The 19,553-nt window shown below is 55.5% G+C and carries 19 protein-coding genes and 1 other RNA gene; 6 read left to right on the forward strand and 14 right to left on the reverse strand.

Annotated features, from left to right (window positions below; translation table 11 throughout):
- Window positions 1-60 precede the first annotated feature (60 nt).
- On the forward strand, window positions 61-927 hold the full coding sequence (gene rsmI, locus IAI47_RS02850; protein ID WP_003855541.1) for a 16S rRNA (cytidine(1402)-2'-O)-methyltransferase: 867 nt from the start codon (window positions 61-63) through the stop codon (window positions 925-927).
- Window positions 928-960: 33 nt separating this feature from the next.
- Window positions 961-1,339, forward strand: an RNA gene (gene rnpB, locus IAI47_RS02855) — RNase P RNA component class A.
- A gap of 422 nt (window positions 1,340-1,761) precedes the next feature.
- On the opposite strand, the gene IAI47_RS02860 is transcribed toward rnpB, so the two are convergent.
- The 10 genes from IAI47_RS02860 to IAI47_RS02905 form a co-directional block, all read right to left on the reverse strand.
- On the reverse strand, window positions 1,762-2,736 hold the full coding sequence (locus IAI47_RS02860) for a glutathione S-transferase family protein (RefSeq protein ID WP_008925771.1): 975 nt from the start codon (window positions 2,734-2,736) through the stop codon (window positions 1,762-1,764).
- Window positions 2,737-2,827: 91 nt separating this feature from the next.
- Complete coding sequence (locus tag IAI47_RS02865; protein WP_008925770.1) at window positions 2,828-3,223, reverse strand: DoxX family protein; 396 nt, start codon at window positions 3,221-3,223, stop codon at window positions 2,828-2,830.
- Between the two features lie 202 nt (window positions 3,224-3,425).
- Window positions 3,426-3,710, reverse strand: a complete 285-nt coding sequence (locus IAI47_RS02870; RefSeq protein WP_003850228.1) for a YqjK-like family protein — start codon at window positions 3,708-3,710, stop codon at window positions 3,426-3,428.
- Entirely contained in the window at window positions 3,710-4,105 is a 396-nt protein-coding gene (locus IAI47_RS02875; protein WP_003850226.1) for a phage holin family protein, read from the reverse strand. Before IAI47_RS02875 ends, IAI47_RS02870 begins: the two co-directional genes overlap by 1 nt.
- Window positions 4,106-4,107: 2 nt before the next feature.
- The gene (locus tag IAI47_RS02880) at window positions 4,108-4,413 is read right to left on the reverse strand and encodes a YqjD family protein (protein WP_003850224.1); all 306 of its coding nucleotides are present in this window, start codon (window positions 4,411-4,413) and stop codon (window positions 4,108-4,110) included.
- 35 nt (window positions 4,414-4,448) lie between these two features.
- Window positions 4,449-4,823 carry a DUF1090 domain-containing protein gene (locus IAI47_RS02885; protein ID WP_033743157.1) on the reverse strand — a complete coding sequence of 125 codons (375 nt, stop codon included), beginning with the start codon at window positions 4,821-4,823 and terminating at the stop codon, window positions 4,449-4,451.
- Between the two features lie 189 nt (window positions 4,824-5,012).
- The gene (gene mzrA / locus IAI47_RS02890; RefSeq protein ID WP_003850221.1) at window positions 5,013-5,360 is read right to left on the reverse strand and encodes an EnvZ/OmpR regulon moderator MzrA; all 348 of its coding nucleotides are present in this window, start codon (window positions 5,358-5,360) and stop codon (window positions 5,013-5,015) included.
- Window positions 5,360-6,034 (reverse strand): DedA family protein, encoded by a 675-nt coding sequence (locus tag IAI47_RS02895; RefSeq protein ID WP_003850219.1) that lies wholly within the window; start codon window positions 6,032-6,034, stop codon window positions 5,360-5,362. Before IAI47_RS02895 ends, mzrA begins: the two co-directional genes overlap by 1 nt.
- Before the next feature lie 323 nt (window positions 6,035-6,357).
- Window positions 6,358-7,134 carry a transcriptional regulator ExuR gene (exuR, locus tag IAI47_RS02900; RefSeq protein ID WP_003850218.1) on the reverse strand — a complete coding sequence of 259 codons (777 nt, stop codon included), beginning with the start codon at window positions 7,132-7,134 and terminating at the stop codon, window positions 6,358-6,360.
- 86 nt (window positions 7,135-7,220) lie between these two features.
- Window positions 7,221-8,525, reverse strand: coding sequence for an MFS transporter (locus tag IAI47_RS02905; protein WP_008925769.1), 1,305 nt, complete (start codon window positions 8,523-8,525; stop codon window positions 7,221-7,223).
- A 399-nt stretch (window positions 8,526-8,924) separates the two neighbouring features.
- Between IAI47_RS02905 and uxaC the strand changes: the two genes are divergently transcribed.
- Genes uxaC through IAI47_RS02920 form a run of 3 tightly spaced genes read left to right on the forward strand, consistent with a single transcriptional unit; the run spans window position 8,925 to window position 13,286 of the window.
- Window positions 8,925-10,340 (forward strand): glucuronate isomerase, encoded by a 1,416-nt coding sequence (gene uxaC / locus IAI47_RS02910; RefSeq protein WP_008925768.1) that lies wholly within the window; start codon window positions 8,925-8,927, stop codon window positions 10,338-10,340.
- Window positions 10,341-10,342: 2 nt separating this feature from the next.
- On the forward strand, window positions 10,343-11,791 hold the full coding sequence (locus IAI47_RS02915; RefSeq protein WP_008925767.1) for a tagaturonate reductase: 1,449 nt from the start codon (window positions 10,343-10,345) through the stop codon (window positions 11,789-11,791).
- 4 nt (window positions 11,792-11,795) lie between these two features.
- The gene (locus IAI47_RS02920) at window positions 11,796-13,286 is read left to right on the forward strand and encodes a UxaA family hydrolase (protein WP_008925766.1); all 1,491 of its coding nucleotides are present in this window, start codon (window positions 11,796-11,798) and stop codon (window positions 13,284-13,286) included.
- A 186-nt stretch (window positions 13,287-13,472) separates the two neighbouring features.
- On the opposite strand, the gene sstT is transcribed toward IAI47_RS02920, so the two are convergent.
- From sstT to IAI47_RS02935, 3 genes are all read right to left on the reverse strand, one after another.
- Window positions 13,473-14,705 (reverse strand): serine/threonine transporter SstT, encoded by a 1,233-nt coding sequence (sstT, locus tag IAI47_RS02925; RefSeq protein WP_008925765.1) that lies wholly within the window; start codon window positions 14,703-14,705, stop codon window positions 13,473-13,475.
- A gap of 235 nt (window positions 14,706-14,940) precedes the next feature.
- Entirely contained in the window at window positions 14,941-15,909 is a 969-nt protein-coding gene (locus IAI47_RS02930) for a TerC family protein (protein ID WP_008925764.1), read from the reverse strand.
- Between the two features lie 255 nt (window positions 15,910-16,164).
- Window positions 16,165-17,151, reverse strand: a complete 987-nt coding sequence (locus IAI47_RS02935; RefSeq protein ID WP_008925763.1) for a Gfo/Idh/MocA family protein — start codon at window positions 17,149-17,151, stop codon at window positions 16,165-16,167.
- Between the two features lie 146 nt (window positions 17,152-17,297).
- Between IAI47_RS02935 and IAI47_RS02940 the strand changes: the two genes are divergently transcribed.
- On the forward strand, window positions 17,298-18,986 hold the full coding sequence (locus IAI47_RS02940) for a chloride channel protein (RefSeq protein ID WP_008925762.1): 1,689 nt from the start codon (window positions 17,298-17,300) through the stop codon (window positions 18,984-18,986).
- On the opposite strand, the gene IAI47_RS02945 is transcribed toward IAI47_RS02940, so the two are convergent.
- Window positions 18,983-19,486: a M48 family metallopeptidase gene (locus IAI47_RS02945; protein WP_008925761.1), complete on the reverse strand. Its 504-nt coding sequence runs from the start codon at window positions 19,484-19,486 to the stop codon at window positions 18,983-18,985. The two genes, IAI47_RS02940 and IAI47_RS02945, sit on opposite strands and share 4 nt — an antisense overlap.
- Window positions 19,487-19,553: the final 67 nt, after the last annotated feature.

Consider the following 19,553-nt stretch of genomic DNA (forward strand, 5'->3'; position numbering starts at 1 on the left):
TGTATCCAGTGATGTTTTTTTCAAGATGCTCAATATTAAATCGGCAATTCGGATGAAACAATGAAACAACTCGATCGGGCAGAGATTTCTGCCAGCACGCTCTACATCGTTCCAACCCCGATTGGTAATTTGGGTGATATCACCCAGCGGGCGCTGACGGTGCTTTCGAGCGTCGATCTGGTCGCTGCGGAAGATACACGTCATACCGGGCTGTTGCTACAACATTTCGCCATCAATGCGCGACTCTTCTCACTTCATGACCACAACGAGCAGCATAAGGCTGAGCTGCTGCTGACGAAGCTGCAAGAGGGTCAAAGCATAGCCTTAGTTTCCGATGCTGGCACGCCGCTGATTAACGATCCGGGCTACCATCTGGTGCGCCGCTGCCGTGAAGCGGGCATTCGTGTAGTGCCGCTACCGGGCGCCTGTGCCGCCATTGCCGCATTGAGCGCCGCAGGACTGCCATCCGATCGTTTCTGTTACGAAGGATTTCTGCCCGCAAAAACCAAAGGCCGTTGCGATGCCCTGCGAGCGCTGGTGCAGGAGCCACGCACGCTGATTTTCTATGAATCAACCCATCGTTTAGTCGACAGCCTGCAGGATATGGTGAGTGAGCTGGGGCCTGAGCGCTACGTTGTGCTGGCTCGTGAGCTGACCAAAACCTGGGAGTCGATTTATGGTGCGCCGGTCGGCGAGCTGCTGGCCTGGGTCAAAGAAGATGAGAATCGTCGTAAAGGCGAGATGGTGTTGATTGTTGAAGGGCACAAGGTTGACGATGACGATGCGTTACCCGCTGATGCGCTGCGTACGCTGGCGCTGTTGCAGAAAGAGCTGCCGTTGAAGCGCGCGGCTGCGCTGACCGCTGAGATCCACAGCGTGAAGAAGAATGCCCTTTATAAGTATGCGCTGGAGCAGCAAGAGGCGTGACAAATGCCTTCGGATGTCCTATTATCCCGCGCCGAAGCTGACCAGACAGTCGCCGCTTTGTCGTCGTCCTCATTTGTGGGGAGACGGGCAGAGGGGAGGAAAGTCCGGGCTCCATAGGGCAGGGTGCCAGGTAACGCCTGGGAGGCGCAAGCCTACGACCAGTGCAACAGAGAGCAAACCGCCGATGGCCCAGAAATGGGATCAGGTAAGGGTGAAAGGGTGCGGTAAGAGCGCACCGCGCGACTGGCAACAGTTCGTGGCACGGTAAACTCCACCCGGAGCAAGGCCAAATAGGGGTTCACAAGGTACGGCCCGTACTGAACCCGGGTAGGCTGCTTGAGCCAGTGAGCGATTGCTGGCCTAGATGAATGACTGTCCACGACAGAACCCGGCTTAACGGTCAGCTTCGACTTTTTACCAGAAACCCTGCTCCGGCGGGGTTTTTGCTTTTGCGGGCTATGTGCAGGCAGCGATGAATGACTGTCCACGACGCTCTCTATGAAAAGAACGCGGCTTAACGGTCAGCGTCGACTTTTTACCAGAAACCCCGCTCCGGCGGGGTTTTTGCTTTTGCGGGCTATGTGCAGGCAGCGATGAATGACTGTCCACGACGCTCTCTATGAAAGGAACGCGGCTTAACGGTCAGCGTCGACTTTTTACCAGAAACCCCGCTCCGGCGGGGTTTTTGCTTTTGCGGGCTAGGTGCAGGCAGCGATGAATGACTGTCCACGACGCTCTCTATGAAAAGAACGCGGCTTAACGGTCAGCGTCGATTTTTTACCAGAAACCCCGCTTCGGCGGGGTTTTTGCTTTGTGGCGCTATACGAATGCAGCTTAACCGCGGCCGTGCGGTTCATCCCAGTCAAACGCTGGCCCAAGCGAAATCACGCCGTTCGGGTTGATGGTCTTGTGACTGCAGTAATAGTGATGACGGATATGCGGCAGATTGACTGTCTCTGCAATGCCCGGCATCTGATAGATATCACGCAGGAAACCGCTCAGGTTTCTGTAATCACTGATCCGGTGGCGATCGCACTTAAAGTGAGTCACATAGACGGGATCAAAGCGCACCAGCGTGGTCCACAAACGCAGATCCGCTTCGGTCAGCTGATCACCGGTAAGATAGCGATGCTGGCCCAGGAGCTGCTCCAGTCGCGACAGCGAATGGAACAGCGCAGTCACTGCCTCATCGTACGCGGACTGCGACGTCGCAAAGCCCGATTTATACACGCCGTTATTAACCGTATCGTAGATCCAGCCATTCAGCTCATCAATCTTCTCGCGCAGCGCTACCGGATAGTAGTCACCGGCACGGGCACCGACCGCATCAAACGCACTGTTGAACATGCGGATGATATCAGCCGATTCATTGCTGACGATGGTGTTCTGCTGCTTGTCCCATAATACCGGCACGGTTACACGGCCACTGTACTGCGGGTCAGCATGCAAATAGAGCTGATAAAGGAACTCGTTCTGATAGAGCTTATCGCCCGTCGCATCCTGAAAGGTGTCATCGAAGGTCCAGCCGTTCTCCAGCATCAACGGATGCACCACGGAGACGTCGATCATGCTATCCAGACCCTTCAGCTGACGCATCAGTAGCGTACGGTGCGCCCAGGGGCAGGCCAGCGAGACATAAAGATGATAGCGATCGCGCTCAGCAGCAAATCCCGCTTTGCCCACCGGACCGGCGCTACCGTCCGCCGTGACCCAGTTGCGAAAAGCCGACTCTGAACGTTTGAAACGTCCGCCGGTAGATTTAGTATCGTACCAGGTGTCATGCCAGACACCGTCAATTAACTGTCCCATAATGGCTCCAATGCAAGCAGGGCGGGGAAATGTCCCCGCCCTGCTAAGTATATGTGGCATTACGCTTTATGTGAGATTAGCGCGCAATCGCCTATGATTTTCTTTTGCTGATCAGGCGATCAATGCTGTATGCGCCTGGACCCACCAGACCTAACACCAGGAAACCACCCGCGATAGAGAGGTTTTTCATGAACATCAACTGATTCACACCTTCGGCAAAGTTACTGTGAAACAGAAACGCGGTCAGGATGGTGAAGCCTGCAGTGAACAGGGCAGTGAAACGGGTCAGGAAACCAAACAGAATGGCCAGACCGCCGCCAAACTCCAGCAGAATAACCAGCGGCAGCATAAAGCCAGGGACGCCCATCGCTTCCATATATTGCTGAGTACCTGCATAACCGGTGATCTTGCCCCAGCCGGCCGTAATGAACAGGATTGGCATCAGGATGCGAGCCACTAATAAACCGACATCTTCGAATTTTTTCATCATCTACTCCAGCGCTATCAGGAATGCAGGGCAAGCTGCCCGCAGGGTTTATGCCCGCTGAAAGCACTACTGCGTTCATTGGGTTGATGGCTGGAGATGATAATCGCGGAGTGGAAAGGTTGTAAGCGAGATATACTGTCTGTGTTTTTCAGAAAATCTGATGAAGAAAAGCCGGCCTTTTCAGGACCGGCTATTAACAAAATTAACGCGGTGGCAGAGCCGATTTAATCATGCGCCAGGTACTCCAGGCACCGAATCCCCGTTTGGCCCAGCGTAAGATCTTACTGGGACTACGAATTGAGTAGACGGCCAGCGCGCTGCTGCCAATAGCCAGATAGCGACGTAAGCTGAGGAAAGTAAACCAGCCACGATCGTAATGGGCGGTCCCTTCCAGCCAGTCACGCCGCGCAGCGCTTAAATCCAGCCGCTGCTGCTGCACATGCTTAAGCAGTTCATGGATGCGTTCTTCACGCTCGCGGCGGCTCATCAGCGTTGTTCCTCAAGCAAATTACGATCAGTTTCCAGCTCTTTACGCGTATGGCGTAACAGCGTTGACTGACGCGACTTGTGAAGTGTCCAGAGTCCCAGAATGACCGCCAGCAGGAACAGTGTGCCGGTTGTGATGCCAATGGCCATCAGACGATACTGTGCATCTACTGCCCAGATAATCAGAACCATCAGGCTCATCAGACCAAATGCAGTGAACAGCATGGTCAGGCCAACCATCAACAGCAGCTGAATCAGGTTAGCTTTCTCATGCTCCAGTTCCACCACTGCCAGACGAACACGCGTCTCGACCATGCCAACCAGCGTGGTCACAATACGCTGGCCGATGTTAATGACCCCTTTAGCCGGGCCGTGGTTGTGCTGTGAGTCAGCCATAGTTAACGACGCGAAATGAGCATGCCCAGTGCGACGCCAATCGCTGCACCGATGCCCACACCATGCCATGGATTTTCACGCACATAGCCTTCAGCTCTCTGTGCCGCTTCACGCGTAGTCGCAGCAATGCGCTCGCTTGATTCGCCCAGACGTTCACGTGAGCTGTCCAGCGCATCACGCGCTTTGCTGCGAAGTTTATCCAGCTCACCTTTGGATTTTTCAGTACTGCTGCTCAGTACTTCTTCCAGGGTATCGGCGAGGTTTTTCAGTTCAGCACGCAAATGTTCCGATGATGTGTCTTTAGACATAAAATACTCCTTTAACATCAGTTGGTTAATTCCAATTAATAGGGCTCCGCCTGTAACTTTTTCAGTTCCCGGCGCGCTTCATCCAGTTTTTGTTGTCGCTTAGCAATCTTTTCCCTGTCATGGCCCTCTTCACGCTCTTCCCTGAGTGCGTGCTCACGCTCTGCAACTTTCTGCTTTTGCGCGTTAATTCTTTCCAGATGGGCGGCTTCAAGCTTTTTATCGCTGCAATCTGCCCGGACTTCGGTCAGCGCGCGCTCCAGACCATTAACCCGGCGCTGGTTGTTATGCTTTTGCGCCATCCCAATTTCACGCTGAATATCCTGCTCTTTCTGCTCACACAGCGATTCTGCTGCCAGCAGCGAACCCGATAGCGAAAACAGAGCAATGCCCATCAATACTTGATATTTCATCGGTCCTGAACCTTCCATTGCGACCTGACTCCTCATCACCTGCGCGATCTTGTGCCTGCGGGTGCTAAGAATCGACTCTCGCTTAAGCATAGACACCGATAGTAAAAAGTTCAAAGAAGACCGGGAGATAGAGCGGCTTTCAGACCGTCGCGGCATGCGGCAACGGTCTGAAAAAGAGGGAGAGGGGGATTACGCAAGCGAAAGGTGCTGAGAATGATCGTGCTGCGCCACAATAAAGCCTTGTGGCAACAGGCGGCGCAACACCTTCTGTGCTGCCAGACTCTGTTCTTCGCTGTCAAAATGAATGATCAGCGCATCACCCGCGGGCGTTATGCTTTTGATACGAATACCTTGTGCGCTTAATTGCTGATAGAGATAAAAACCATCTGGCAGCGTTGCACCTGCATGGGAAACTCGAATCTGGACGACCGTCTCGTGTTTCATCAGCGGTGGAATTGCACAGAGCGCGACCAGCGCAAACGCGCCAGCAATCAACCACGGTAACCACCGTTTAGGAATAGCCTGCAGCAGTTTCATTACTCGGCTTTCCCGTTTTGATTCGCCTGTCGTTTACGCCATAACACCACCAGCGATCCCACCAGGCCAAATACCAGCAGCGCCAGTGGCAGCATCATCAGGAAAAACATCATCTCATCTTCGTAACGACGGAAAATCGGGGTTTTTCCCAGCGCGAAGCCGATAACGGTCAAAATTACCACCCACAGGAATGCACTTACCCAGTTAAAGAACTGAAAACGGGCATTGCTGAGGCCTGACAGCCCGGCAATGGTGGGCAGCAGCGTTCGCACAAAGGCGATAAAGCGACCAATCAGCAGGGCAGATAAGCCGTGACGGTGAAACATGCTGTGCGCGCGCAGGTGGTACTGGGCAGGCAAATGAGAGAGCCATTTCTGAACCGTGGGCGTATTACCCAGCCAGCGGCCTTGTATGTAGCTCACCCAGCAGCCCAGACTGGCGCCGGTCGTCAGAACCAGAATCGTTAAAGGGAAACTCATGGTGCCTTTGGCAATCAGTACGCCGACCAGAATCAGCAGACTGTCACCTGGCAGGAATGCGGCAGGAAGAAGGCCATTTTCTAAGAATAAAATCATGAACAACACGCCGTAAATGGCCCATACCAGCGTGGGATCGGAGAGAGTTTCATAGTCCTGTTGCCACAGGGCATGCAGCAACGCTTGCAAAATATCCATCAATCATTCCTGAACATCATTGTTAAACATGTCCCACAGGGACTTAAACGCAGACCGGCATTTCGTTATAAATTTTAGGCGCGCAGCCTGGGCGGGATTTTCCGGATCCTTCCAGAATCGATTGTTAAATCAGCAACTTTATAAACCCTTGTCGCAAAGGGTAATAAAAGGGCGATAACTGTAACAAAAATCGCCTGTCTGAGACAGTAAAACTCTCTTGCGAACAGGAGTTTTACCTTGTGAAACGCCCTGTAAAAAGGAGCTTTACATGACCTGACACTATTGCAGATTAACTGACCATCTCAGGCTGTTTTCAGGCGCTTTTAGCGGGCGTTATTGGACCCATCAGGCAGGATGACCGGATTCTCACCGAACATGTAACGATCCACGTTAAATTCAAAATCATCCGCCGTCGCGTTAAACAGCATCTGTTTAGTATTTTCCAGATGTTGCCACATCGCCAGTTTGCTGGCGGCGGGATCTTTACGCATCAGCGCTTTGAGAATCTGATCGTGGTCGTCGCACCAGCTGAGAATGCTGCGCTGGTCGATATGTTCATGAAGTTTGAGCCAGTAGGGATTGTGCAGGCGGTGCAGCCACATTTTTTCAACGATGGCGGCTAAAGCACTGTTCTGGGTGGATTGCGCGATGCGCACATGAAACTGCATGTCCCACTCGGAATCACGGAAGTGATCCTCCTGGCGGGCTTTTTCCTGAATCGCCATCAGGTCGATAATGTCCTGACGCGTGACCTGGGTGGCTGCGAACTCGGCCACGTTACTTTCAATGAGCTGGCGCGCCTGCAGTAGCTCAAACGGGCCAAAGGTGGCAAATTCCAGCTGGCTGCTGGTGGGGGCGATGCGATTCTGCTGCTGGCTGGCAATGACGTGAATACCCGATCCTTTACGGACCTCAACATAGCCTTCTACTTCCAGCATGATGATCGCTTCACGGACAACGGTGCGGCTCACTTCCATCTCTTCGGCAATCAGGCGTTCAGCAGGCAGTTTGTCGCCCACCGGATAGATTCCGGTTTCAATGCGGCTTTTGAGCTCGCTGGCAAGCTGTTGGTAGAGTCGACGGGATTCAGTGAGGTCCATAGCACAATCCTGGTAGCAGACAGATAAGTTGTTATACCACTTCAGGCGGTGCGAGGAAATGGGCTGGCTCGCGCCAGCCCGGCAAATCAATTGTGAACGGCGCTGGCTGGTGGAATCGCCACTTCCGCTTCCAGCTCTGAAATCGGTTTATTTTTCAGGACTGTCCAGATCACCACGGCACCCAGCAGATCGAACACCGCCAGGGCAGCAAACAGCGGGCTGAAGCCCAGCGTATCGGCCAGGGCACCCACGACCAGCGCAAACATCGTGCTGGCGGTCCAGGCTGCCATGCCGGTCAGGCCGTTAGCCGTCGCGACTTCATTACGGCCGAAAACGTCTGACGACAGGGTAATGAGCGCACCTGAAAGGGCCTGATGCGCAAAGCCGCCGACGCACAGCAGACCAATGGCGACGTAAGGGCTGGTGAACAGGCCAATGGTGCCTGGCGCAATCATTAACAGCGCACCCATCGTCACCACCATTTTACGGGAAACGATCAGGTTAACGCCGAACCAGCGCTGAAACAGCGGCGGCAGATAGCCGCCCAGGATGCAGCCGAAGTCCGCGAACAGCATCGGCATCCAGGCGAACATCGCAATCTCTTTCAGATTGAAGCCGTACACCTTAAACATAAACAGCGGAATCCAGGCGTTGAAGGTTCCCCACGCCGGTTCTGCCAGAAAACGCGGCAGAGCAATGCCCCAGAACTGGCGGTTACGGATAATCTGCAGCGCCGACATTTTGCGGGTGTTGCCGGTCTGATGCTGTGCTTCCTGACCGGAGATAATGTAGTCGCGCTCTTCATCACTCAGCTTCTTCTGCTGTTTCGGATGTTTGTAAAACACCAGCCAGCAGAGTGCCCAGACCATGCTCAGCACACCGGTCATGATAAAGGCCATCTGCCAGCTGTGTGCCACGATTGCCCAGACCACCAGCGGCGGAGCCAGCATCGCACCGATAGATGAACCGACGTTAAAGTAGCCTACCGCGACCGAACGCTCTTTGGCCGGGAACCACTCACTACTCGCTTTGAGACCCGCCGGGATCATCGCCGCTTCAGCCGCACCGACGGCACCACGCGCCAGAGCAAGGCCGCCCCAGCTGCCTGCCATCGCCGTGGCGGCACAGAAGATTGCCCACAGCACAGCAAACACGGCGTAGCCGACTTTGGTGCCCAGCAGATCCAGCACATAACCCGCCACCGGTTGCATCAGCGTATAGCAGGCTGAATAGGCCGCAATGATGTATGAATACTGCTGCGTAGTGATATGCAGCTCTGTCATCAATGTCGGGGCCGCCACGGCGATGGTATTACGGGTCAGATACCCTAATACCGTACCGATCGTCACCAGTCCAATCATGTACCAGCGTAACCCTTTGATCTTACGCATCCTCTACCTCTTCCAGTTCTGTATGCGGTCTTGCCGCTGTTGTTATCTGGAGCGGGACAGCCCGTGATGCAGCTCTGCTCACGCCCGCAGGTTCTGTCTGAGCAACCCTGTTCTTACCTTGCCATTTGTGGGCCGCTAACGACCTCACGATAGGACGAGAGCCTAACTTGTTATACAACTTTAAAAGTTGAGAGCCATCACAAAAACCCTTTCTGCACTGTGGGATACTGGAAACCTGCGTAATGACAGCCATTTAGCGCGCTGCGGGCGACAAAAATGTCCATAACGGTAGCCAGACATCGCCGTTTATGTGAGCAGGATCGCAAATAAATCCGTAACGGACTAAAATTGGTATGATAACTTTGGGCCATCAGTGGTTCAGTAGATGAGGAAGCATGTATGTCACGTTTCATGACCGAGGATTTTTTGCTGGATAGTGAATTCGCCCGCCGTCTCTATCACGACTACGCGAAGGATCAGCCGATTTTCGACTATCACTGCCACTTACCGCCGCAGCAGATTGCCGAAAATTATCGCTTTGCCAATCTTTATGACATCTGGCTGAAGGGCGATCACTACAAGTGGCGGGCAATGCGCGCCAACGGTGTGGCTGAGGCGTTCTGTACCGGCAACGCCAGCGATCGTGAAAAGTTTGACGCCTGGGCGCGTACCGTGCCGCACACCATCGGCAACCCGCTCTATCACTGGACCCACCTGGAATTACGCTGGCCTTTCGGCATTACCGACACGCTGCTTTCTGAGAAAACGGCTGACAGCATCTGGCATCGCTGCAATGAACTGCTGGCGCAGGATAGCTTCACCACGCGTGGCATCATGCAGCAGATGAAGGTGAAGATGGTCGGCACCACAGACGATCCGCTGGATGACCTGCGCCATCACCGCGCGCTGGCAGACGACACCAGTTTCAGCGTTAAAGTGCTGCCAAGCTGGCGTCCGGACAAAGCCTTTAATATCGAAGCCGACACCTTCCTGCCGTGGATTGAGACGCTGGAACATCTGACCGACATCAGCGTGCAGCGTTTTGACGATCTGCGCAGCGCACTGTATCAGCGGCTGGATCACTTTGCGGCGCACGGCTGTAAAGTCTCCGATCACGCGCTGGATGTGGTCTGTTATGCCGAGGCGGACGACGCCACGCTGGATGTGATTCTGGCGCGCCGACGCAGCGGTACAGCACCGAATCCGCACGAAACGGCGCAGTTCAAAACGGCGGTACTGGTCTGGCTGGGCAGCGAATATGCCCGCCGTGGCTGGGTACAGCAGTATCACATTGGCGCACTGCGCAATACCAACCCACGCCAGTACCAGTTGCTGGGGCCGGATGTGGGCTTTGACTCCATTAACGACCAGCCGCTGGCTGAACCGCTGGCCCGCCTGCTGGGCGCACAGAACCTTAATAATGCGCTGCCGAAAACCATCCTCTATTGCCTGAATCCGCGCGATAACGAAGTACTGGCGACGATGGCAGGCAACTTCCAGGGTGAAGGTCAGGCGGGGAAAATGCAGTTTGGTTCCGCCTGGTGGTTCAATGACCAGCTGGACGGTATGCAGCGTCAGATGACCCAGCTGGCGCAGATTGGCCTGCTGAGCCGCTTCGTCGGGATGCTGACCGACAGCCGCAGCTTCCTCTCTTACACCCGCCACGAATATTTCCGCCGGTTGCTGTGCCAGATGATTGGCCGCTGGGTAGAGCAGGGTGAAGCGCCAGCCGATGAAGCGCTGTTAGGCCAGATGGTTCAGAACATCTGCTTCAACAATGCCCGCGATTACTTCGGCATCGAGCTGGGAGCCTGATGATGAAAAGGCTAAACCGCCACGACTTCCCGGGCGCACGCTATCGCGACCGGGTGATTCAGTTCGGCGAAGGTAACTTCCTGCGCGCCTTTATTGACTGGCAGATTGACTGGCTGAATGAACATCAGGGCACCGATGCCGGAATTGTGGTGGTGCGGCCGCGCAACCGTGAAGTCAGCGACAGCCTGAATCAGCAGGATGGCCTCTACACCACGCTGATCCGCGGACTCAACGATCAGGGCGAGCAGGTCAGTGAAACCCGGCTGATCCGCAGCCTCAACCGTGAGATCCAGCCCTGGCAGCAGTTTGTTGAATTTATGGCGCTGGCCCGGAATCCCGACCTGCGCATGGTTTTCTCCAACACCACTGAGGCGGGCATCGCCTTTGTTGGCACGGATCAGCTCACCGATCAGCCCGCCAGCAGCTTCCCCGGCAAACTGACGCAGCTGCTGTGGGCGCGCTATTCCCATTTCAATGGCGCCAGCGATCGTGGCTGGCTGGTGGTGCCGTGTGAGCTGATTGACCATAACGGCGACGCGTTGCGCGATCTGGTGCTGCGTTACGCCGATCACTGGCATCTGCCATCCGAATTTAAAACCTGGGTTCATGAGCACTGTGCTTTCTATAACACCCTGGTTGACCGCATCGTTACCGGCTTTCCGGCGGAAAGCGAGCAGTTGCAACGTGAACTGGGTTATGAAGATCGCTATCTGGTGGCGGGCGAAGTCTACTACCAGTTTGTGATTCAGGGGCCGTCGGCGCTGTTCAGTGAACTGAAACTGGCGGCGCTGTCGCCACAGGTGCGTCATGTGGATGACATTGCGCCCTATAAAGCGCAGAAAGTGGCGATCCTCAATGGCGCACATACCGCGATGGTGCCGGTGGCGTTTCTGGCCGGTGTTGAAAGTGTCGGGGAGGCGATGGCCGATCCGGCGATTGCCGGATTTGTGGATAACCTGCTGCGTCATGAAGTGATCCCGACGCTGGATCTGCCAGCCGATGAACTGCACGCCTTTGCTGATGCGGTACAACGCCGCTTCCGCAATCCGTTCATTCGCCATGCGCTGCTGTCGATTGCGCTTAATGGCATGACCAAGTTCCGCACCCGTCTGTTGACGCCACTGCTTGCCGCGCATCAGCAAACGGGCAACTGGCCGACACACATCACTTTTGCGCTGGCGGCGCTGATCGCCTTTTATCGCGGCGAGTCAGCCGGTAAAAGCTGGCCATTACAGGATGAGCCGCAGTGGTTACAGCACTACGCCGACGCCTGGAAAGCACTTGATGCGGATCAGCTGTCACCGCAACAGCTGGTGCACGGCGTGCTTAGCGACGCGCAACACTGGGGCGAAGATTTAACCCGTCAGCCCGGACTGGCTACGGTTGTCACCCAACACCTGCAAAATATCATCGCCCACGGAATGCGTGAGGCGCTGAGCCAACTGAGATAACGCTATGCAAGACGCAATTAAAATTGACCCCCGCGACAATGTCGCCGTGGCGTTACGTGACTTAGAGGCGGGCGCCACCATAGAGCTGCCACCACTGAGTGTGTCGGTGCAACAGGCGGTCGGGCGCGGGCATAAATTTGCCCTGCATCCTATCGCCCAGGATGAGCTGGTGATCAAGTATGGGTTGCCGATTGCCCATGCCACCCAGCCTGTGGCCGCCGGTGAGTTAATCCATTCGCAGAACGCCCGCACCAATCTCAGCGATCTGGATGAATATGCGTATCAGCCTGAGTTCGTGACCTTACCGCCGCAGCCGGGTGATCGTGAGGTACAGATCTATCGTCGTGCTAACGGCGAAGTCGGCATCCGCAATGAGCTGTGGATCCTGCCGACCGTCGGCTGTGTAAACGGCATTGCGCGTCAGATCCTGCAGCGTTTCCTGAAAGAGACACAGGAGGCCGAAGGAATCGATGGCGCATTCCTGTTCAGCCACACCTTCGGCTGTTCGCAACTGGGGCAGGACCACGAAAATACCCGCACCATGCTGCAGAATATGGTGCGCCACCCTAATGCGGGTGCGGTGCTGGTGATTGGTCTCGGTTGTGAAAACAATCAGGTCGATGTTTTCCGTGAGACCCTCGGCGCGTTTGAAAGCGACCGGGTCGAATTTATGGTGTGCCAGCAGCATGATGATGAGGTTGAAGCCGGGCTGGAGCGCCTGCATGCCTTGTATGAAAAAATGCGGCATGACCGGCGTGAACCAGGCAAACTCAGCGAGCTGAAGTTTGGTCTGGAGTGCGGCGGTTCGGACGGTTTGTCTGGCATCACGGCCAACCCGTTACTGGGGCGTTTCTCGGACCAGATGATCGCCAATGGCGGCACGACCGTGCTGACTGAAGTGCCAGAAATGTTTGGCGCAGAGCGGATTCTGATGAGTCGCTGTCGCGACGAAGAGACCTTCGGCAAAACAGTCGCCATGATCAATGACTTCAAGCAGTACTTTATCGATCACCAGCAGCCCATCTACGAGAATCCGTCGCCGGGCAATAAAGCAGGCGGCATCACCACGCTGGAAGAGAAGTCTCTGGGCTGTACTCAGAAAGCGGGGCAGAGCCAGGTCGTCGATGTGCTGAAGTATGGCGAGCGGTTAAAAACGCCTGGTCTCAATCTGCTGAGTGCGCCGGGCAATGATGCGGTCGCTACCAGTGCGCTGGCAGGAGCCGGTTGCCACATGGTGCTGTTCAGTACCGGACGCGGCACGCCATATGGCGGTTTTGTGCCAACAGTGAAGCTGGCGACCAACACGCCGCTGGCGGAGAAGAAACCGCACTGGATCGACTTTAATGCCGGACGGTTGATCGAGGGCATGAGCATGGATGCGCTGCTGGAAGATTTTGTCGACAGCATTGTGGCGATTGCCAGCGGTCAGCCGACCAACAACGAGAAGAACGACTTCCGCGAGCTGGCGATTTTCAAAAGTGGTGTGACGCTCTAAAACCAAACGCGATCTTGTTCTTTCAGATAGCTCAAAAGCTCAGAGAGCGGGTAGCAGAGTCCGAAGAGCAAAGCGTCCCGCGCCAGAGAAGGCGCGGGCCGAGCGTGCAGGGATGCGTAAAGCGACTTTGCGATCGGACTCTGCCATCCGCGAAGAGCACAGGATTAACAGACGGTAATAACTATCTTAAGCCCGGCTGGCTTCGCGCTCTGCTTCTGCCTGACAGACGGCGGCAGTAAACAGAATATCAGTAGAGGAATTCAGCGCGGTTTCCGCCGAATCCTGCAGTACGCCGATAATAAAGCCGACCGCCACCACCTGCATCGCCAGGTCATTCGGAATGCCGAACATATTGCAGGCTACCGGAATCAGCAGCAGCGAACCGCCCGCCACGCCCGATGCACCACAAGCGCAGAGTGACGCCACCAGACTCAGCAGAATCGCCGTCGGCACATCAATGCTGATCCCCAGCGTATGCACCGCCGCCAGCGTCAGCACGGTAATCGTGATCGACGCACCCGCCATACTGATGGTTGCGCCCAGAGGAATCGACACCGAATAGGTATCCTCATCCAGATCCAGACGTTTCGCCAGCGCCATATTCACCGGAATGTTGGCAGCAGAACTGCGGGTAAAGAAGGCGGTGACGCCACTTTCACGCAGGCAGGTGAAGACCAGTGGATAAGGGTTACGGCGGATTTTAGAGAACACCAGCATCGGGTTCACCACCAGTGCCATCAGCAGCATACAGCCGATCAACAGCGCCAGCAGATGCGCATATTGCCACAGTGCCCCAAAGCCGGTTGAAGCCAGAATCGATGCCACCAGACCGAAAATACCGACTGGCGCGCAGCGGATGACGCAGCGTACCAGCCAGGTTACGGCATGAGACGCATCATTCAGCAAGGCGCGGGTGCTGTCACTGCTGTGACGGAACGCCAGCCCCAGGCCAATGGCCCACACCAGAATGCCAATATAGTTAGCCTGCATCAGCGCGGTGATTGGGTTGGCGACCATGCTCATCAGCAGCCCATGGAGCACTTCGGTGATGCCGGAAGGAGGAACGATTTCCGTTGTGCCTGCCGCCAGTGTAAGTGTCTGCGGAACCAGATGGCTGAAGACCACCGCGACCACCGCCGCGAAAAAGGTGCTCAGCAGATAGAGCATGATAATTGGCCGGATATTACTTTTCTGGCCCTGCTGGTGGTTGGCAATCGAGGCGATCACCAGCATCAGTACCAGCAATGGCGCGACCGCTTTCAGCGCACTGACAAACAGTTCACCCAGCAGACCGACTGCCAGCGCGGCATCGTGTGAAATCCAGGCGAGCGCCACACCAGCGATCAGCCCAATCAAGATTTGCTTCACCAGGCTTCCGGCGAGCAGCGTGCCCAGACGTGCGGAGAAAGTTTTCTGCATAATATTTTCTGTGTTTTGTCGCGGATGTAGTTTCAGACGCGATGTTTTACATCGGCTAAAACGGTTTGCCCGGCGGAGTATAAGGAAAACATCAGATGAGAAAAGAGAAAGTTCTGTCAGTGTGGCGCAGGTCAGATTTTAATTATGCTGAATAGTGGAAGTGTGACAGAGGGATGAAATGGCACGACAGTCTGTCGCAAAATAAAACAGGGGCATACGCTGCCCCTGCAGGTAATTATGGTGCGATCTTTTTCTGATCTCTTTTGCGGTTAACCCAGGCATTAATCAGCAGGGTTGAGGCCAGAATGGCACTGACCACACCCAGTGAGATACCAACCGGGATATGGTACAGGTCCACAATCAGCATCTTAAAGCCGATAAACACCAGCACAATCGCCAGACCATACTTCAGCATCGAGAAGCGTTCCGCCACGTTTGCCAGCAGGAAGTACATGGCACGCAAGCCCAGGATAGCGAACAGGTTTGAGGTCAGCACGATGAACGGGTCGGTAGTCACGGCGAAAATGGCCGGGATACTGTCGACGGCAAAGATCACGTCGCTGAGTTCCACCATGATCAGCACCAGCAGCAGCGGGGTCGCAAACAGCACGCCGTTTTTGCGGGTAAAGAACTTCTCGCCGTCGAGATCATCGGTCATGCGTAAATGCTTACGTAACCAGCGCACCACCGGTTTGTCGCCCACTGCACTGTCATCCTCTTTCGCCAGCGCCATCTTCACACCGGTAAACAGCAGGAAGGCACCGAACACATAGAGGATCCAGCTGAACTGGGTGACCAGCCAGCTACCGGCAAAGATCATGATAGTACGCAGCACGATAGCGCCTAACACGCCGTAGATCAGTACACGGCGCTGCAGGTTGGCCGGAATAGAGAAGTAGCTGAACAGCATCAGCCAGACGAAGACGTTATCTACCGCCAGCGCTTTTTCCAGAACGTAGCCGGTCAGGAAGGCGAGCGTCTGGGTGTTAGCGACTTCACGTCCCACGCTGCCCTCCAGATACCACCAGAAAGCGGCGCTAAACAGCAGTGAGACGGAAACCCAGATCAGCGACCAGACAGCCGCCTGTTTGAAAGACATGGTCTGCGCGCCGCGGCGTCCCTGCAACAGCAGGTCGATAGCCAGCATGATAAGCACCACAACCGCAAAGCTGCCCCAGAGTAAAGGCGTACCCACAGTTTGCATATTCGTATCCTGTCTTAAAAAGAAAAAAACGGCTGAAGTCAGAAGACGTCAGCCGCTTATTTTTGTGTAAGCAAACCTCGCCTTCCGGCAAGGTCTCACTTACAACACAGAAATCGATTCCGGGTTGCCTGATGACCGGATGCTTTCGCAACGTAGTGACGATCAATCAGCTTACAAGTTACTCCCCTTTGCAGGAGAGTAAGTTACGTTTTAGCCGCACAGGAAGCAACCTATCCCAGACATATTTAGAAATATTTACACAGCAGCCTGATCGGCCGGGAAGATAACACCGGTCTGGCGGCGGATTTCGGTCAGAAGCGCGGCGGTAATCCGCGAAATCTCCAGTCCGGGATGGTCCACCTGACGCTGCTCAACCAGCCGGGCAAACGCGGCCACTTCATATAGCATGGTGTTGATATGCTGTGGCTCACTCAGCGCCTGCTTTTCAGCACCACGAGGAATAAAGGTCAGCTTCTGGCACTCCGAAAGCTTCTCAATGACCAGCGTACCGGCTTCACCCTGAATTTCGCTGGGCAGTGAAGAGTCACTCACCTTGGAATGCAGAATCGTCACGTCGAAATCGCCGTAGCTCAGCACCACCACGCCATGGGCATCCACGCCGCTCGCCAGCAACGTCGCGGTGGCCTGCACACGGTCTGGCTCGCCCCATAGTGCTACTGCCGATGCCAGGCAGTAATAACCGATATCCATGACTGAGCCATTCGACCAGCGGGGATCAAAGGTATTAGGATTCTCGCCGTTGAGATAACGCGGATAACGTGAGGAGTACTGGCAGTAATTCAGCAGGGCTTTTCGCAGTGTACCCACGTCTGGCAGCGCCTGCTTCAGCCGCTGGAAGTTTGGCAGGCTGGCGGTTTTAAACGCCTCGAACAGCACCACCTGATGCTCACGGGCGCAGGCGATCATCTGCTCCACTTCCGCCAGGTTAGAGGCCAGCGGTTTTTCGCAAATCACATGCTTGCCGTGCGACATAAACAGCAGCGCCTGCTGGCAGTGCAGGGCATTGGGGCTGGCAAGATAGACCGCGTCGATCTCCGGGCAGGCGGCCAGGGCATCCAGTGAGGTAAAGGTCTGTTTGCAGGGATAATCAGCAATAAAGGCGTCGGCCTGCTGCTGACTGCGTGAGTAGACCGCACAGAGCTTCATCGCTCCGGTTTCATGGGCGGCATCAATAAACTGGCGTGTAATCCAGTTTGTTCCCACAATGGCAAAACGAATCACGTCATCTCTCCGGCAGCGTTAAAGCGGCAGAGTAACATCTCCCCGAGGCGGTGCAAGGGGGCCGGGTACGCAAGGATTGATCCTGCGATCCGCATTCCAATAATATGCTGAAGCCATGATATTCAGGCATCAACCAGGGAGCGAAGGTGAAAGCAAGTAAGCACGCATTAAACTGGACCACACTACTGATCGCCATTCCGGTCGGGTGTGCGGCGTCGCTGGTGACGCTGGCTTTTCGCGGCGTGATAGAACTGATCAACCATCTGCTCTTTGCCCGAAGTGGCGAAATTACCGAATCCCTGCATCTCTGGCCGTGGATCTTCTGGCCGCTGCTGGTGGGGGCGGGCGGGGTGCTGGCGGGCTATTTTTTGCGTTATGCGGTCGCCATTGAGCAACAGCAGACGGTGAAAACGGATTATCTTGAAGTGATCAACGCCCGACTCGATGCGGTACCGACGCGAACCTCGCTGTTCCGTGCCTTATCGTCGATTGCCAGTATCGGCAGCGGTGCGTCGATCGGTAAAGAGGGGCCGATGGTGCAGCTTTCGGCGCTGTGCGGCAGTGCGATTGGCCGCCTGTTACCGGCCTCACTGAACCTGAAAAACAGTGACGTGGTGGCGATGGCGGCTGCGGCGGGCCTGGCGTCGGTCTATCATGCGCCGCTGGCCTCGGCGATTTTTGTGGCGGAGATTGCGTTTGGCATTTCTGCGTTGCAGCGGCTGATCCCTCTGATTATCGCGTCGGCGACAGCGGTGATGACCATGTGGACGCTGGGCTTCCGTAGCGCGCTCTATCCGCTGGCAGACGCAAACTTCGCCATGGATCTCAGCAGCCTGTTGATGACGGTGGTCATTGGTTTGAGCGCCGGTCTGGCGGGCTGGCTTCTGATTAAATGCATCGCCCGCAGCAAAGTGTTGTTCAGCGGCATCGCTTCTCTGCCCTTGCGCCTGGGCGCGGGTGGATTCGCCGTCGGCTTACTGGCGCTGATCTCAACTGATATTCTCGGCAACGGCTACGAAGTGATCGTCAAAGTCATGGCAGGCGACTATCTGCTGCCGGGATTACTGCTGTTGCTGGTGCTGAAGACCCTCGCCACCAGCCTGTCTGTGGGGTCCAACGCTGTCGGCGGACTCTTTACGCCTTCGCTGCTGATAGGCGCGCTGCTTGGGGTGATTATCGCGATGATCGGGGCGGCGCTGCATCTGCCGCTGGGCAATGTGCTGCTTTATGCCGCGATTGGCATGGCGGCGGTGCTGGCGGCGGTCAGTCAGGCGCCATTGATGGCGATGCTGATGGTGCTGGAGATGACGCTGAATAGCAGCCTGCTGTTTCCGCTGATGATAGCAACAGTGCTGGCGTCGATGGTGGTTTATCGCCTGCAATCCGCCAGTACCTATCCAGTGGTGAGTCATCACTTCAGCCGTTCAGAGGCGAAGTATGATTTCGATAACATGCGTATAGCTGAGCTGATTATTCCCGGTGCGGCATTGCAGCCGGAGGAGTCAGTGGGGCAGGCGCTGGCGGTCAGTTCGCTGAAGCGTGAGCGCTACGTCTATGTGATCAACGCCGCAGGTGCTTTCCTCGGTGTGGTCTCGATCCATGAGATTTCGCGCCGGGTACTGGCGCAGGAGATCACCCTCGACTCCCCGGTGCAGTGCGTCATGGATCAGGATTTCCCGGTGGTCTTTCAGAATCAGAGCATGCGTGAGGGATGGGAGGCGTTTGCCGCGGTCACGCTGGAGCGTCTGCCGGTGCTGAATAATCCTCAGGAGCGACGCTTTCTGGGGGCGCTGACTAAAACCAGCCTGATTCAGAAAGCGCAGGAGTTTCTTTAAGCCGCATTGCCGCGCATCGCCTGGTCAGTCATCCACAGGCGTGCGTCAAATTCGAGCTGATGGTAATCCGGCTCCATATGGCAGCAGAGCTGGTAAAACGCTTTATCGTGATCTTTCTCTTTCAGGTGGGCCAGCTCATGCACCACGATCATCCTCAGAAATGGCTCAGGGGCGAGGCGGAAGAAGGTTGAGATACGGATTTCCGCTTTCGCCTTGAGTTTGCCGCCCTGAATCCGCGAGATAGCCGTGTGCAGCCCGAGTGCATGCTTCATCACCTTGATCTTGTTATCCCACATCACTTTGCTGATTGGCGGCGCGTTGCGCATATAGCGGTTTTTCAGCGCCTGCGTGTAGTCATACAGCGCCTTATCACTGATCACGTCGTGGGTGTCAGGATAGCGTTCCTGCAGAAATGCACCTAAGCGCTGGTGGGCGATTAGCGTCTGGACCTGCTCAAGAAGAGGGGCAGGATAACCCTGAAGGTAGATCAGTGAGGACATTAGGGATTCCTGGCGAAAGACAGTATACTGCGCCCCCGATTTTGGGGCGAAAATCAATCAAAGTGTA

This window comes from Pantoea sp. MT58 (assembly GCF_014495885.1).
Classification (GTDB): Bacteria; Pseudomonadota; Gammaproteobacteria; order Enterobacterales; family Enterobacteriaceae; genus Pantoea; species Pantoea eucalypti.

Excerpts from the sequence above, each read along its gene's own strand:
- mzrA (WP_003850221.1), bottom strand. The coding sequence starts at position 5,360 with ATGAAACTGCTGCAGGCTATTCCTAAACGGTGGTTACCGTGGTTGATT.
- IAI47_RS02860 (WP_008925771.1), bottom strand. The coding sequence starts at position 2,736 with ATGGGACAGTTAATTGACGGTGTCTGGCATGACACCTGGTACGATACT.
- uxaC (WP_008925768.1), top strand. The coding sequence starts at position 8,925 with ATGTCACGTTTCATGACCGAGGATTTTTTGCTGGATAGTGAATTCGCC.
- IAI47_RS02880 (WP_003850224.1), bottom strand. The coding sequence starts at position 4,413 with ATGTCTAAAGACACATCATCGGAACATTTGCGTGCTGAACTGAAAAAC.
- IAI47_RS02885 (WP_033743157.1), bottom strand. The coding sequence starts at position 4,823 with ATGAAATATCAAGTATTGATGGGCATTGCTCTGTTTTCGCTATCGGGT.
- rsmI (WP_003855541.1), top strand. The coding sequence starts at position 61 with ATGAAACAACTCGATCGGGCAGAGATTTCTGCCAGCACGCTCTACATC.
- IAI47_RS02865 (WP_008925770.1), bottom strand. The coding sequence starts at position 3,223 with ATGAAAAAATTCGAAGATGTCGGTTTATTAGTGGCTCGCATCCTGATG.
- sstT (WP_008925765.1), bottom strand. The coding sequence starts at position 14,705 with ATGCAGAAAACTTTCTCCGCACGTCTGGGCACGCTGCTCGCCGGAAGC.
- IAI47_RS02895 (WP_003850219.1), bottom strand. The coding sequence starts at position 6,034 with ATGGATATTTTGCAAGCGTTGCTGCATGCCCTGTGGCAACAGGACTAT.
- IAI47_RS02915 (WP_008925767.1), top strand. The coding sequence starts at position 10,343 with ATGAAAAGGCTAAACCGCCACGACTTCCCGGGCGCACGCTATCGCGAC.
- IAI47_RS02870 (WP_003850228.1), bottom strand. The coding sequence starts at position 3,710 with ATGAGCCGCCGCGAGCGTGAAGAACGCATCCATGAACTGCTTAAGCAT.
- IAI47_RS02875 (WP_003850226.1), bottom strand. The coding sequence starts at position 4,105 with ATGGCTGACTCACAGCACAACCACGGCCCGGCTAAAGGGGTCATTAAC.
- exuR (WP_003850218.1), bottom strand. The coding sequence starts at position 7,134 with ATGGACCTCACTGAATCCCGTCGACTCTACCAACAGCTTGCCAGCGAG.
- IAI47_RS02905 (WP_008925769.1), bottom strand. The coding sequence starts at position 8,525 with ATGCGTAAGATCAAAGGGTTACGCTGGTACATGATTGGACTGGTGACG.
- IAI47_RS02920 (WP_008925766.1), top strand. The coding sequence starts at position 11,796 with ATGCAAGACGCAATTAAAATTGACCCCCGCGACAATGTCGCCGTGGCG.
- IAI47_RS02945 (WP_008925761.1), bottom strand. The coding sequence starts at position 19,486 with ATGTCCTCACTGATCTACCTTCAGGGTTATCCTGCCCCTCTTCTTGAG.
- IAI47_RS02930 (WP_008925764.1), bottom strand. The coding sequence starts at position 15,909 with ATGCAAACTGTGGGTACGCCTTTACTCTGGGGCAGCTTTGCGGTTGTG.